Raw genomic sequence first — 15197 nt, 5'->3', positions numbered from 1 at the left:
CGTAGCCATCATTGGTTACGTCTTTTGCAGTATGGAGAGAAGGAGCAGGGGAAATGGCAAAACTGTTTGTTGGTTTAGGCAATCCAGGGAAAGAATACGAGCAAACGAGACATAATGTAGGGTTTATGGTGATTGACGAGCTCGCCCGTCGCTGGGGGCTCGTGCTTAATCAAACAAAGTTCCAAGGTATACTTGCAAGTGGCATCGTTTTAGGTGAAAAGGTTATATTATGCAAACCGCTTACATATATGAACTTATCGGGCGAATGTGTTCGACCCTTGGTGGATTATTATGATATTGGTGTCGATGAAGTCATTGTCATTTATGACGATTTAGATTTGCCAACCGGAACGGTTCGCTTGCGTCCAAAGGGAAGCGCCGGCGGTCATAATGGCATGAAATCACTTATTCATCACTTGAAAACAGAGCAATTTAAACGCATTCGTATTGGCATCGATCGACCGAAAAACGGCATGAAAGTGAGCGATTATGTATTAGGCCGATGGACAGTGGAAGAGAAAATACAAATCGAGCAAGCTATTCAGAAGGCGGCGGATGCGTGCGAACGGTCGTTGCAAATTCCGTTTGCGCAAGTGATGAACGAATTTAACAAGTAATGAATAATTCCCGACTAAATGGTTCAAAATGTATTCGATTAAAACAACCATTTAGGAGGGGCAAGTATGGCATTACACTATTATTGCCGACACTGTGGCGTGAAAATTGGAACAATTGATGCACTCGAGCTAGAGAGTGAGCAATTGGGCTTTCATCGACTAACAGAAGAAGAAAGATTAGATATTATACAATATCTTCCTACAGGAGAAATTTATGTTAAGACGATTTGCGAAGATTGTCAAGAGGCGTTAGATCGGAATCCGGATCTTCATCAATATGAAAAATTTATTCAATGATTGGCTTTGGGGCACCCAAAGCATTTTTGTATTTATGTTTGGAGAGGAGGGAATTTTTTGCAAGGGTTACGACAATATTTTATCAACCATGCGGACATGCAATCGGTTGCGGAAGGGATTCGCAATGGATTAAAGGAGCAGCTTGTCACCGGTTTATCTGGCTCTGCTCGTTCTGTTTTCATTTCTTCCTTATACGAAAACACTGAGCGTCCTATATGTATTGTGACGCACAATTTATTTCAAGCGCAAAAAATATATGACGATCTCATTCAATTAATTGATGAAGAAGAAGTGTTTCTTTATCCTGTCAACGAATTAATCGCAGCTGAATTAGCTGTAGCTAGTCCAGAATTACGGGCGCAACGCTTAGAAGTGTTAAACTATTGGTGTGAACGAAAAAAAGGAATCGTCATTGCTCCTATTGCTGCGCTTCGACGACTATTGCCACCGAAAGATGTATGGCAACGTTATCAACTTCATTTTCGCGTCGGTGAGCAAATGGATGTGGAACATTGTTTGAAACAATTTGTTGCAATGGGATATGAGCGTGTATCTGTTGTTTCGACTCCTGGGGAATTTAGCGTCCGAGGGGGCATTATTGATATTTATCCGCTTACAGCCGATCTTCCTTATCGTATTGAACTATTTGACGTAGAGATCGAGTCGATTCGAACGTTTTCCGTCGACGATCAACGTTCAATTGCTGAGATAAACGAGGTATTAATTGGACCGGCAACTGAATTGATTGTTGAGCAACAAAATATAGACGAAGCGATTCAACGGTTAGAGGCACAATTTCATGATACGCTGCAACATATTCACGATGAAAAAACGAAAAATCGTTTATTTGAACATGTGTCGTTTGAATTAGAGCAGTTGAAAAATGGGAAATCAATTGAAGAAATGTACAAATATTTCTCACTCTTCTATCCTTCGGCTGCAAGTTTGCTAGATTATATTCCGGAGCACGGTGTTGTTGTCATTGATGAAATGAGTCGCATTCAAGAAGTAGCAGAAAAATTGGAGCAAGAAGAGGCAGAATGGTACACAAATTTACTAGAAGAAGGAAAAATTGTGCAAAGTGTCTCGATTTCTCATTCGTTCCCAGAAGTATTGCAAAAACGGATGAGATCAATGATTTACTTATCTTTATTTTTACGTCATATTCCATACACGCATCCCCAAAACGTTGTTAATGTATCTTGTAAACAAATGCAAGTGTTTTATAGTCAAATGCAGTTGTTAAAGGGAGAAATTGAGCGATGGCAGAAGGGGAATTATGCTGTTGTATTACTAGCAGGAAATGAAGAACGAGCGAAAAAACTGAAACAGACGTTAGAAGATTATGAGATTAATGCCGTTCAATTGGGGAAAGACGATGCATTGTTACATGGGAAATGTCAAATTGTTCCGTCTAGTTTAGCTGCAGGTTTTGAATTGCCGATGCAAAAACTGGCCGTCATTACAGAAGAAGAGCTATTTAAAAAGCGAATGAAGCGTCCTTTGCGGCGTCAAAAGTTGTCGAACGCGGAACGAATTAAAAGTTATACAGATTTAAAAGTCGGTGACTATGTCGTTCATGTTAATCATGGGATCGGAAAATACTTAGGAATCGAAACGTTAGAGATTAACGGCATTCATAAAGATTACATTCATATTCAATATCAAGGGAATGATACGTTATACGTTCCTGTTGATCAAATGGACCTCGTTCAAAAATATGTTGGTTCAGAAGGAAAAGAGCCGAAAATTTATAAATTAGGTGGAACAGAGTGGAAGAAAGTAAAAAAGAAAGTGGAGTCTTCTGTTCAAGATATTGCCGAAGATTTAATGAAGTTATATGCCGAGCGCGAAGCGAGCAGAGGGTATGCGTTTTCACCTGATAATGAAATGCAACGGGAATTTGAAGCAGCTTTCCCATATCAAGAAACAGAAGATCAGCTTCGTTCGATTCGCGAAATTAAACGCGATATGGAAAGCGAACGACCGATGGATCGGTTGCTATGTGGGGATGTTGGTTACGGAAAAACAGAAGTAGCGTTGCGAGCGGCATTTAAAGCGATTATGGATGGAAAACAAGTTGCATTTCTCGTACCAACGACGATTTTAGCGCAACAACATTACGAAACAGTTCGTGAACGTTTTCAGGGTTATCCGATTAACATCGGTTTATTAAGCCGTTTCCGTACGAAAAAACAACAGGCGGAAACGATTCAAGGCTTAAAAGACGGCACGATTGATATGGTTATTGGAACACATCGGCTTTTATCTAAAGACGTATCATTTAAAGATTTAGGTTTATTAATTATTGACGAAGAACAACGATTTGGTGTTGCTCATAAAGAAAAAATTAAACAACTAAAAACAAATATCGACGTACTAACATTAACCGCTACACCGATCCCGCGTACGTTGCATATGTCGCTTATCGGTGTCCGCGATTTATCTGTCATCGAAACACCTCCGGAAAATCGTTTCCCTGTACAAACGTATGTGATGGAATATAGCCCTATCATTGTGCGAGAAGCGATTGAACGCGAAATGGCGCGCGGAGGACAAGTGTTTTTTCTTTATAATCGCATTGAAGACATTGATCGGAAGGCAGAAGAAATTTCAGCGCTCGTACCTGATGCTCGCGTGACATATGCACACGGAAGAATGTCTGAACATGAACTCGAAGCGGTCATGCTTGCGTTTTTAGAAGGTCAGTATGATGTATTAGTGAGCACGACGATCATCGAAACAGGTGTTGACATTCCAAATGTGAATACGTTAATTGTTTATGATGCAGATAAAATGGGTCTTTCCCAACTATATCAATTGCGAGGGCGTGTAGGACGTTCTAATCGCATTGCTTATGCATATTTTACTTACCGAAAAGATAAGGTGTTGAATGAAGTAGCAGAAAAACGATTGCAAGCCATTAAAGAGTTTACAGAGCTAGGATCCGGTTTTAAAATCGCGATGCGCGACTTATCCATTCGTGGTGCAGGAAACTTACTAGGGGCACAACAACATGGATTTATTGATTCCGTCGGTTTTGAGCTTTATTCTCAAATGTTGAAAGAAGCGATTGAAGAACGACGAGGAACGAAGCAAGAAAAGCCGTTTGAAGTGGAGATCGATTTAGAAATAGATGCGTATATCCCAGAGCATTACATTACAAACGAACAACAAAAAATCGAGATGTATAAGAGATTTCGTGGGCTTGATTCGTTAGAAGAGCTCGAGCAATTACGAGAAGAAATGTTAGATCGTTTCGGTGACTATCCGGACGAAGTGGCTTATTTATTCCAAATTGCTGAAATAAAAATATACGCGAAACAGCATCTCATTCAGTCCATTAAGCAGACGAAGCAAGAAATTACAATTTTATTTTCACAAGAAACGACAAAGCAAATTGATGTTAGCCAATTGTTTAAGCTCGGTGAACCGTATGGCAGAGATGTTGGTTTCGGCATGGATGGAGATTGCTTCAAAATTGTCGTTCATGTAAAAGGAATGAAACCGCAACAATGGTTAATGATCGTTTATGAGTTGCTAAAAGGGTTAAAATATGCTAAAAAATAATTGATTGCTTCATGTTTATTGTTTATAAATAAGTGGCAATGATGAAGATGGGGGATTTTCACTTTTTAAAAAAAATCCCCCTTCACTGTGTATATAACTTCGCTTGTGACGGATACTAATCACAACAATGGTGAATTATTCAACTGCTTCACCAGTGCCATTTTTAATCACTAGATGAAAGCGAGGCATCGATAGATGAAAGCAACAGGTATTGTTCGACGAATCGATGATTTAGGACGAGTTGTAATCCCGAAAGAAATTCGCAGAACACTTCGCATCCGTGAAGGAGACCCGCTTGAAATATTTGTTGACCGTGATGGCGAGGTCATTTTGAAAAAGTATTCGCCGATTAGTGAGTTAGGTGATTTTGCAAAAGAGTACGCCGAGGCTCTTTTTGACAGTTTAGGACAACCCGTTCTCATTTGTGATCGCGATGTATTTATCGCCGTAGCAGGCGGATCGAAAAAGGAGTATTTAAATAAGAGCGTAAGTGAGCTTGTTGAAAAAGTGATGGAAGATCGTCAGTCTATTTTGCATACAGAAGAAAAAAGTGTATCATTTGCCCAAGGTCATGAAGAACAGATGCAATCATACGTGGTTGCACCAATCATTGCTGGAGGAGATCCAATCGGAGCAGTCATTATTTTCTCGAAAGATAAAACGCTTGGTGAAGTAGAGCATAAAGCGGCAGAAACTGCAGCGAGCTTCCTTGCTCGGCAAATGGAACAATAAAGGTAGCATCTCGCTACCTTTTTTTTGATGTTTAATTATATGTGTTTGGAAAAAGGTGGATTATATGAAAAGAAGAGATTGGTTGCACGGTGCATTTGTGTTGACGGTCGCTGCCTTATTTACAAAAATATTAAGTGCTTTTTACCGAATTCCGTATCAAAATATTGCGGGTGATGTTGGATTTTATATTTATCAACAAGTTTATCCCTTTTATGGAATTTTTACTGCCTTATCAACGTATGGTTATCCCGTTGCAATTTCAAAACTTATTGCTGAAAATAAACAATCAACATATACATTTGCTGTCGTTCGGCTTTCTTTTTATTTTTTATCATGTATGAGCGTCATTATGTTTTCCATTCTTTATTTCGGGTCCTCATCGCTAGCGACGGTCATGGGGGATCACCAATTAGTTTCGCTCATTCGAGCCATTTCATTTGCCTTTCTACTTCTCCCATTTGCTTCTGTTTTTCGCGGCTATTTTCAAGGGATAGGGGAGATGGTTCCGACAGCTGTTTCACAAGTAGTGGAACAATTTGTGCGTGTTTTTGCTATTTTATTCCTTTCTTCTCTTTTGCTTCATCGCGGATTTAACGTTTATGAGGCAGGAGCTGGCGCGATGATTGGTTCACTTATGGGGAGTTTTGCTGCCCTCGCTGTACTCGTTGCATATATGTTGCGAAAGCGAATGAATGTTCATACTCGGCTATGGCTTCCAATAAAAGAAAAAAGAAGAGTGCTTTTATTTTTAGCCGTTCATGGCGTAACAATTTGTTTAGCTAACATGGTTCTCGTTTTAATGCAGCTTGTTGATTCACTTACGCTTCTCCCGTTATTGCAACAAGGGGGATGGCATGAGCTAGCTAAAACAGCGAAGGGGATTTATGATCGCGGTCAACCATTTATTCAACTTGGGACCGTAGCGGCCACATCTTTTTCATTAGCGCTTGTGCCGATGTTATCAAGCGAACAAAAGGAACGTAATGCAGTATATACGGCTGTTCGCTTGGCCTTTGTCATCGGAATGGGGGCTGCAGTTGGTTTAGTTTGTATATTAAAACAAGCGAATATGATGTTGTTTGAAGATCATGTTGGTGCAATCGAACTGACGATTTTATCTATTTCTATTCTTTTTACTTCTTTAACATTAACGTTCATTGCTATTTTGCAGGGACTTGGAGATGTATTTCGTCCGCTTCTCGTTGTTTGTATTGGCATGATAGCAAAATGGGTGTTGAATGTCATGTTCGTTCCTTTATGGCATACAGTAGGAGCCGCTGTAGCGACATTTATTGCATATGTTGTCATGTGCGCCATTGCCTTTTTTTATGTACAAAAACGAATGTCTTGTCCTTTACTTTCGCGTTCTATAATCATTCAAACGATAAAGGCTGCAGCGATGATGGCCATAGTTTTAGCTGGATATATCATATTGACGAACGAGTTGCCTGTTCATCAAGGACGCTTATTTTCGTCATTTCAAGCGATTATTGGCGTTTTTATTGGGGCGTTTGTTTATATTATAATGATCGTTAAAGAAGAAGTTTTTGCGGAAAACGAATTGTTAGCTTTTCCGTTTGGGCGTTATTTAATAAATATAAAACAAAGAAAGGCTGGATAGTCATGGGTACAATCACAATCGTTGGTCTTGGGGCAGGAGACATAGACCAGTTGTCTTTCGGTGTGTACCGTACACTAAAACAGGCGAATCGCATCTTTTTACGAACAAAAGATCATCCTGTTGTCGCACAACTAGAAGCGGAAGGAATACATGTTCAATCGTTTGACGAGATATACGAAAAATATGATCAGTTTGAACAAGTATACGAACATATTGTTGAACATTTATGTGAAGAGGTGAAAAAAGGGGATGTCATATACGCTGTTCCAGGACATCCACTTGTCGCTGAGCGTACAGTAAAGCTATTGCTTGAAAAAAAAGATCACATTTCTGTTCGCGTGGAAGGTGGACAAAGTTTTCTCGATGCATTATTTACTGCCGTTGAGCTCGATCCGATTGAAGGGTTTCAATTTGTCGACGCCACTTCGTTTCAATCGGACGAAATTCAGTTGCGGAATCATATCATTTTTTGCCAAGTATATGATTCATTTATCGCTTCCGATGTAAAATTAGCCTTATTAGAAAAATTGCCACATGATTATCCCGTTTTTATCATTTATGCGGCAGGAAGTAAGCAACAACGCATTGAAAAAGTTCCACTATATGAGCTAGATCGGGTCGTAACCGTTAGCAATTTAACGAGCGTTTACGTACCAAAAGTAGAAAATGATGACCTGTTATATCATGACTTTACTACTTTACGACGTATTATTGCGACGTTGCGCGGGCCTAACGGTTGCCCTTGGGATCGGAAACAGACGCACCAGTCGCTAAAAAAGTATTTGCTCGAAGAAACGTATGAGCTTCTTGATGCGATTGATCGACAAGATGATGAAAATATGATTGAAGAGCTTGGCGATGTATTATTGCAAGTTATGCTTCATGCCCAAATTGGTGAAGATGAAGGGATGTTTTCGATTGATGATGTCATCCGAGTCATTACAGAAAAAATGATTCGCCGTCATCCGCATGTATTTGGGGACGTTCATGTCGAGCATGCGGAACATGTCGTACGTAACTGGGAAGCAATCAAACAGGCAGAAAAGGAACATGTACCTCATTCATTGCTTGACGATGTTGCCCAAGCGCTACCAGGTACGTTGCGCGCATATGAATATCAAAAAAGAGCCGCAAAAGTTGGGTTTGACTGGTCAGAAGTCGAGCCGATGTGGCGTAAAGTGGAAGAAGAAATGAATGAAGTAAAGCAAGAAGCTAATCACATGGATGAACAAAAACTAAAGGCAGAATTCGGGGATTTACTGTTTGCGTTAATCAATGTATGTCGATATTACAAGGTCAATCCTGAAGAAGCGTTAGCGATGGCGAACGAAAAATTTTATCGTCGCTTTCAATATATCGAAAAGAAAGTGAAACAGTTAGGAAAAGAGTGGCACACATATTCGTTAGACCAATTAGATGAAATATGGGAAGAAGCGAAAAGGGAGGGGTTATAATATGCGACTCGATAAATTTTTAAAAGTTTCTCGGCTCATTAAAAGGAGAACATTAGCAAAAGAAGTCGCTGATCAAGGACGTGTATTTATTAACGGTCAGCAAGCGAAAGCAAGTTCAACCGTAAAAATAGGCGATGAAATTATGATTCAATTTGGCCAAAAATATGTGACAGTGAAAGTGGTCGAATTACAAGAGCATGCGAAAAAAGAAGATGCGAATGCGTTATATGAAATTGTAAAAGAAGAGCGAGTAGAATAGCTTGTTCTAAACTACTTCTCCTCCTCATACACTTGTACAAACGATCGTTGTGAGGGGGAGACGTTGATGACTCAAAATATGGGGAATAAAGGGCCGATTCAAGAACACGACATTATCATGCGCAGTCGGCGCACGTTAGAAATTACCGGTGTAAAACAAGTAGAAAGTTTCGATAATGAAGAATTTTTACTGGAAACAGTTATGGGTTTTTTGTCTGTAAAAGGACAAAATTTACAAATGAAAAACTTAGATGTGGACAAGGGAATTGTTTCGATTAAAGGTAAAATTTTTGAAATTATTTATTTAGATGAACATCATACGGAGAAGGCTAAAGGATTCTTTAGCAAGTTGTTTAAATGAGTTTGCATGTGCAATTTACGACTTTGCTTGCGATGATCGGAACCGGAATGATCATTGGGGCATCTTTTGACACATACGCGCATATATTCAATCGTTCCGAGCGTCATCGGCTCATCGTATGGATTGCAGACATTCTTTTTTGGGTCGTGCAAGCGTTGTATGTATTTTACACATTATTAGTCATTAATAACGGGCAAGTTCGCTTGTACATTTTTTTTACTATATTATGCGGATATGCCGCTTATCAGGCTTTATTTCAACGTATGTACGTTCGTTTGTTGCAAAAAATTATTCACATCTTCGTAACGTTATATCGTCTAATCGTCCGAATGTTTTATTATACCATCATACTTCCGCTCCGACTTCTTTACCGTTTTTTTGTTTTTTTATTCATCACTACTTGTCATGTTGTTTTGTTAGTTGGTAAAATTTTATATAAAGTGATCTATGGATGTACACGATTTTTATTGCAACCATTTATATGGATCGGACGTTTCGCTTGGGGAAAAACCCCGTTTCGCTTTCAAGCAACGGTTGTTCGTTTTTTTCGTATTGGAAAAGGGGTTTTTTTGAGAATAGCGAATATGTTTAGAAAAAAAGGGTAATTAAAGAAGGAGCGGTGAAAAACATGGGCGCCCCACAGAGAAGTAAAGTAAAAAAAATACAAACGTCGTATGTCATTCAACAAGAAAAACAAGAACATAAAAAGGCGCAACGGCGTAAAAAGAAAGTTATTCGTTTTAGTATTGTGGTAACAATGGTGTTAGCCGCTTCTTCGCTATTTTTATATACGATGATGGCACAGTCTTCTGCGATTGATGGGCAACTAAAAACGAAAGAACAGTTAGAAGAAAAGTTACGCACGTTGCAACAGGATGAGAAAAAATTGAAAGAGGAAATCAAAAAATTAAACGATGATAAATATATTGCCGAATTGGCTCGAAAGCAATATTTTTTGTCGAAAGAAGGAGAAATTATTTTTATTACTCCTGAGGAGTAGGATGGGCAGAAGGCTTATTGACACTTGTTTTTTTCATTATGTATAATGAAAGAAACGATTTTTCAGATTTTAAGGAGGAGCACTTTTTTTATGTCAATTGAAGTAGGCAGCAAGTTACAGGGAAAAGTAACGGGCATTACAAAATTCGGAGCGTTTGTTGAGTTACCAGAAGGCGCGACAGGCTTAGTGCACATTAGTGAAGTAGCTGACAGCTACGTAAAAGACATCAACGAACATCTTAAAGTCGGCGATGTTGTCGAAGTTCGTGTCATTAATGTTGAGAAGGATGGAAAAATCGGCTTATCGATCAAAAAGGCAAAGGAACAGGCTTCACGTCCGCGCAATAAAGGAAACGATCGCGCTTCAGATCGCGCTTCAAAAGAAAGCTTTGAGCAGAAAATTAGCCGTTTCTTAAAAGAAAGTGAAGATCGTTTAGCATCCCTTAAACGCCATACCGAATCGAAACGAGGAGGTCGTGGTGCTCGACGTGGTTAACTTGCTGCCGAATAAGACATGAGGCAGTTTATATAAGCATCCATTTCGTAAGTGGATGCTTTTTCGTTTGGATTTTATGAAAAAACTATTGACTTTATCGGAGAAACGTAGTAACATTACAAATGTCGTTGCGTGGCGGCGTAGCTCAGCTGGCTAGAGCGTACGGTTCATACCCGTAAGGTCGGGGGTTCGATTCCCTCCGCCGCTACCAAATTGCATAAACGGCCCGTTGGTCAAGTGGTTAAGACACCGCCCTTTCACGGCGGTAACACGGGTTCGAATCCCGTACGGGTCATAAAAACACCAATTTCGTCATGAAATTGGTGTTTTTTTGTTTATATAAGCCATTTTTTGTGGTATTCCGTCGAAAAATTTATGTTATTCATCTTCTTTTTTTGACAAAATTTTGATAATTCAGTCTGTATAATATCAAGTAATAGACGGATATATGGAAAAGGGGAGAGGATGAACATGGAGAGATTGGAACGGAAGTTAGTCAATCAAATGGCGGAAGTACCTTTAAGTGGAACGAAAACGACCGTCTCGCAATGGTTTCAACGGTTTGCAGTTCGTTTAGGTCACTTATTATTTCAACAAGGTTTTTTATTTTTAGTTATCGGTTTTTTACTTGGACGAGCTCTCATTTTAACAAAGATGACACCGTTTGCTTTACCTTTTTTCGCAGCAATTTATTTACTTCGACGCGATAAGTTAGGATTTGTGTTTATTGCTTTATTCGCAGGATCGTTGACCGTTTCTTTTTACACTTCTTTATTTATCGTTGCTTCGATCGTGATGTTTCTTATTTTCTATCGGCTGTTTTTCTGGATTGATGCTCTACCAAAAAGATTGCCTGTTGTCGTATTTTTTGCCTCCATTTTTGCGAAAATGGGTATGATTTATGCGTGGGATTATGAATGGACGCTATATGAGGGAATGACGATGTTTATTGAAGGAGGTCTCGCCTCTATTTTAACGCTCATTTTTTTGCAAAGTGTTCCGTTGTTTGATCATCAAAAGTATAAACAAACGTTAAAACCAGAAGAAGTTATTTCTTTTGTCATCCTCATTTCTTCGATGTTGACCGGAATGGTTGGTTGGTCGATTTATGATCTTTCGTTAGAACATGTTGCCTCGCGCTATTTATTGTTGTTGTTTGCTTTTGTCGCTGGTGCGACTGTTGGTTCAACTGTTGGTGTCGTTACAGGTCTCATTTTAAGTTTAGCGAACGTATCGAATTTATACCAAATGAGCTTGCTTGCGTTCGCTGGGTTGCTTGGTGGCCTTTTGAAAGAGGGGAGGAAGTTAGGTGTTTCGTTTGGTCTCGTCGTTGCAACATTGTTAATTGCTCTCTACAGTCAGGGAGTAGCGGACATTGTCCCCAACATCGTAGAGTCGCTATTAGCCGTTTTACTTTTTCTTATGACTCCACACTCGTTAACGAGCAAGATGGCCAAATATGTGCCAGGAACGGTTGAACATACGAATGAGCAACAACAATATGTGCGGAAAATTCGCGATGTCACCGCTCAGCGAGTTGAGCAATTTTCTCATGTGTTTCAAGCATTATCGAAAAGTTTTTCTTCATATGGTGTGCTAACACATGAAGAAGAGGAAGAACGTGAAATTGATTATTTTTTAAGTGATGTTGCTGCTAAAACATGTCAAACATGTTTTAAGAAAGATCAATGTTGGCTGAACCACTTTGATAAAACATATGATTACATGAAGAAAATTATGCAAGAGACGAGTGAAAATGATCAAATGACGAACGCAAAGTTGCTTCGTGAATGGAATAAACATTGTGTGAAAGCAAATAAAGTTGTTCAGATCATTGAGAAAGATGTGTCATTTTATAAAGCAAATAAAAAATTAAAGCAACAAATGAAAGAAAGTAGAAGGCTTGTGGCCGAACAGTTATTAGGTGTGTCGCAAGTAATGGAAGATTTCGCTAAAGAAATCCAAAAAGAGCGTGAAAATTATTATGTGCAAGAAGAACAAATTTTGCACGCTCTTCAACAATTCGGTGTTGATGTGAACGATGTAGAAATTTATAGTTTAGACAAAGGAAGTGTTGACATTGAGATGGTCATTCCATATTGCGATGGAAGGGGAGAATGTGAGAAGCTTATCGCACCGATGCTATCTGACATTTTAGGTGAGACAATCATTGTAAAAAAAGAAGATTGTTCTGTCTATCCAAATGGGGATTGTCGTGTTGCGTTTAGTTCTTCGAAAGCGTTTGTCATTGATACAGGTGTTGCATATGTTGCAAAGGGCGGAGGTTTTATCTCGGGTGACAGTTATGCGATGATGGAAATTGGCGGTGGAAAATATGCGTTAGCTATTAGTGATGGGATGGGAAATGGTGAACGAGCACATTATGAGAGTAAAGAAACGCTCAAACTATTACAAAAAATTTTACAATCAGGGATTGAAGAAAGAATTGCAATTAAATCTATCAACTCCATTTTAGCTTTGCGAACGACAGAAGAAATTTTTTCAACGCTAGATTTAGCGATTGTTGATTTGCAAAATGCGACAACAAAATTTTTAAAAGTCGGTTCATCGCCAAGCTTTATTAAACGAGGAAGCAACGTCATGAAAATCGAGTCGAGCAATTTGCCGATAGGAATTATTACTGGGGTAGAGTTTGAGATGATTGAGGAACAATTAAAAGCAGGCGATTTGCTTATTATGATGAGCGATGGTATTTTTGACGGTGTTTCCCACATTGAGAACCATGATGTATGGATGAAACGAAAAATTAAAGAATTAAAGACAAATGATCCGCAAGAAGTATCTGAATTGCTTTTAGAAGAAGTAATCCGTGTTAATGGTGGGGAAATTGAAGATGATATGACAATCGTTGTGGCACGTATTAAACATAACACACCGAAATGGGCAGTCATTCCAGCGTATCAATATATGAAATAAAAGGTATAAAATCCCCTCTGAGCGTCGATGATGGGAATATACTATTTTTTCGGAGGGGATGAACGTATGCGAAAAGGAACGTTGCGACAAATTTTATTAATTACAGATGGTTGTTCTAATCAAGGTGAGGATCCAATTGCTATGGCGGCATTAGCAAAAGAACAAGGGATTACAGTTAATGTAATCGGGGTTCTTGACCAAGATATTATTGATGAGCAAGGACTACGTGAAATTGAAGGCATTGCTCAATCGGGTGGTGGAATTAGTCAAGTCGTATATGCTAAACAATTATCGCAAACCGTACAGATGGTAACAAGAAAAGCGATGACACAGACGTTGCAAGGTGTTATTAATCAAGAATTGAAACAAATTTTAGGCTCCCAGGCTTCAATTGATCAGCTTCCGCCAGAAAAAAGAGGGGAAGTGATTGAAGTTGTTGAAGAATTAGGGGAAACCGTTAACTTACAAGTTTTAATATTAGTAGACACAAGCGGAAGTATGAAGACAAAGTTACAAACAGTAAAAGAGGCGTTATTAGATTTATCTATTAGTTTAAATGCTCGTTTGGGAAATAATGAATTTTCTGTTTTTGTATTTCCCGGGAAAAAGGGAGAGGTGGATCGCATTTTAGATTGGACGCCAAAAATGGAGTCAATTTCAAGTGTATTTCCAAAACTAACATCTGGTGGTATTACGCCAACCGGTCCAGCCATTCGCGAAGCGGTACAACAATTCCAAAAAAGACGTTCATTAAAAAGTTTATTTACCCGTGATGGTGATGACGATGTATACATCGAACAATCTATGTAACATTCGAACGGGGACGGTTATACAAGGGAAGTGGCATAAACGTCGCTATGAAATTATAAAACCGCTCGGTAAAGGGGCGAATGGCGTTGTTTATTTAGCGAAAGAAGGGCGAGCGTTTGTGGCGCTGAAGATAAGTAACGAAGCAACGACCATGATGTCAGAGGTAAACGTATTAAAACGATTTTCGGAGGTCCAGGGAATTGCCCTCGGGCCTTGTTTATTAGACGTAGACGATTGGCTTCATCCACATGAAAAAAAGATTTATTCATTTTATGTAATGGAATATATTGAAGGGGATGATTTGTTAACTTTTATTCAGAAACGTGGGAAAGAATGGATGATTGTTATTATATTACAGCTACTAGGCGATTTGCATAAATTACATGAAAAAGGATGGGTGTTTGGTGATTTAAAACCAGACAATTTAATTGTTTCTGGTGCGGTCCCAAAAGTAAGATTAATCGATGTAGGTGGCACGACAATTCGTGGGCGAGCGATTAAAGAATTTACAGAGTTTTTTGATCGAGGTTATTGGGGCATGGGAACAAGAAAAGCTGAGCCTTCGTATGATTTATTTGCAGTTGCGATGATTATGATGAACATGTGCTATCCCAAACGGTTTGAAAGAAAAGAAAATGGGCGGGAGCAGCTACAGCTTATGATCTCCTCTCATCCTTATTTAAAAAAACATGAGAAAATATTATGGCGTGCATTAGATGGGAAGTATACTTGCGCCCATGAAATGAGGAAAGATTTGCTGCAATGTATGCAACAGCCAACTGAGCAGAAAGAAAAACGAGAAGGGAGAACGGTGCGCGTAAAAGGAAAGAAAAAATTTCGTTTATTAGAGACGATGTTCTTGTTTGTTTGCCTTTTATTTATGTATGTTGTTTATTTGTATGTTCAAATTCTTTAATTTTTTCGGTATGAGTAAAATGTTTGTGGGAGAAAAGGAGAAAAAAAGACAGGTTCCTTATTTGCATTCGCTTTGAGTGTGAACAATAAGATATGGTACGATTGTAAAAAACGACGTTACTAAGAGGGA

Annotated in this window: 14 protein-coding genes and 2 tRNA genes; all 16 read left to right on the top strand. The window is 39.0% G+C overall.

Going from position 1 to position 15197, the window contains the following annotated elements:
- Positions 1-53 precede the first annotated feature (53 nt).
- The 16 genes from pth (at position 54) to HNR43_RS12815 (ending at position 15068) form a co-directional block, all read left to right on the top strand.
- Positions 54-617 (top strand): aminoacyl-tRNA hydrolase, encoded by a 564-nt coding sequence (gene pth, locus HNR43_RS12890; RefSeq protein ID WP_183244397.1) that lies wholly within the window; start codon positions 54-56, stop codon positions 615-617.
- Positions 618-683: 66 nt separating this feature from the next.
- Positions 684-914 (top strand): anti-sigma-F factor Fin, encoded by a 231-nt coding sequence (gene fin, locus HNR43_RS12885; RefSeq protein ID WP_183244395.1) that lies wholly within the window; start codon positions 684-686, stop codon positions 912-914.
- Positions 915-971: 57 nt separating this feature from the next.
- Positions 972-4484 carry a transcription-repair coupling factor gene (mfd, locus tag HNR43_RS12880; RefSeq protein ID WP_183244393.1) on the top strand — a complete coding sequence of 1171 codons (3513 nt, stop codon included), beginning with the start codon at positions 972-974 and terminating at the stop codon, positions 4482-4484.
- Between the two features lie 195 nt (positions 4485-4679).
- Positions 4680-5216 carry a stage V sporulation protein T gene (spoVT, locus tag HNR43_RS12875; RefSeq protein ID WP_183244391.1) on the top strand — a complete coding sequence of 179 codons (537 nt, stop codon included), beginning with the start codon at positions 4680-4682 and terminating at the stop codon, positions 5214-5216.
- Between the two features lie 64 nt (positions 5217-5280).
- Entirely contained in the window at positions 5281-6837 is a 1557-nt protein-coding gene (locus HNR43_RS12870; RefSeq protein ID WP_183244389.1) for a putative polysaccharide biosynthesis protein, read from the top strand.
- Positions 6838-6839: 2 nt separating this feature from the next.
- On the top strand, positions 6840-8291 hold the full coding sequence (yabN, locus tag HNR43_RS12865; protein WP_183244387.1) for a bifunctional methyltransferase/pyrophosphohydrolase YabN: 1452 nt from the start codon (positions 6840-6842) through the stop codon (positions 8289-8291).
- Between the two features lies 1 nt (position 8292).
- On the top strand, positions 8293-8550 hold the full coding sequence (locus HNR43_RS12860) for an RNA-binding S4 domain-containing protein (protein WP_183244385.1): 258 nt from the start codon (positions 8293-8295) through the stop codon (positions 8548-8550).
- Between the two features lie 66 nt (positions 8551-8616).
- The gene (gene yabP / locus HNR43_RS12855) at positions 8617-8910 is read left to right on the top strand and encodes a sporulation protein YabP (protein WP_183244383.1); all 294 of its coding nucleotides are present in this window, start codon (positions 8617-8619) and stop codon (positions 8908-8910) included.
- A gap of 8 nt (positions 8911-8918) precedes the next feature.
- Positions 8919-9515 (top strand): spore cortex biosynthesis protein YabQ, encoded by a 597-nt coding sequence (gene yabQ, locus HNR43_RS12850; protein WP_343055792.1) that lies wholly within the window; start codon positions 8919-8921, stop codon positions 9513-9515.
- A gap of 23 nt (positions 9516-9538) precedes the next feature.
- The gene (locus tag HNR43_RS12845) at positions 9539-9910 is read left to right on the top strand and encodes an FtsB family cell division protein (RefSeq protein ID WP_183244379.1); all 372 of its coding nucleotides are present in this window, start codon (positions 9539-9541) and stop codon (positions 9908-9910) included.
- Positions 9911-10000: 90 nt separating this feature from the next.
- Positions 10001-10405, top strand: a complete 405-nt coding sequence (locus tag HNR43_RS12840) for a S1 domain-containing RNA-binding protein (protein ID WP_183244377.1) — start codon at positions 10001-10003, stop codon at positions 10403-10405.
- A gap of 134 nt (positions 10406-10539) precedes the next feature.
- Positions 10540-10616, top strand: a tRNA-Met gene (locus HNR43_RS12835).
- A gap of 12 nt (positions 10617-10628) precedes the next feature.
- Positions 10629-10700, top strand: a tRNA-Glu gene (locus HNR43_RS12830).
- Between the two features lie 176 nt (positions 10701-10876).
- The gene (gene spoIIE, locus HNR43_RS12825; RefSeq protein ID WP_183244375.1) at positions 10877-13342 is read left to right on the top strand and encodes a stage II sporulation protein E; all 2466 of its coding nucleotides are present in this window, start codon (positions 10877-10879) and stop codon (positions 13340-13342) included.
- A 30-nt stretch (positions 13343-13372) separates the two neighbouring features.
- A complete protein-coding gene (locus HNR43_RS12820) occupies positions 13373-14152 on the top strand; it encodes a vWA domain-containing protein (RefSeq protein WP_183244373.1) in 780 nt (259 codons plus the stop codon).
- Positions 14115-15068 carry a serine/threonine protein kinase gene (locus HNR43_RS12815; protein WP_183244442.1) on the top strand — a complete coding sequence of 318 codons (954 nt, stop codon included), beginning with the start codon at positions 14115-14117 and terminating at the stop codon, positions 15066-15068. Before HNR43_RS12820 ends, HNR43_RS12815 begins: the two co-directional genes overlap by 38 nt.
- Positions 15069-15197: the final 129 nt, after the last annotated feature.

Source organism: Anoxybacillus mongoliensis (assembly GCF_014201515.1).
In the GTDB taxonomy this organism is placed as follows: Bacteria; Bacillota; Bacilli; order Bacillales; family Anoxybacillaceae; genus Anoxybacillus; species Anoxybacillus mongoliensis.
This window is presented reverse-complemented; position numbering and strand designations above follow the sequence as displayed.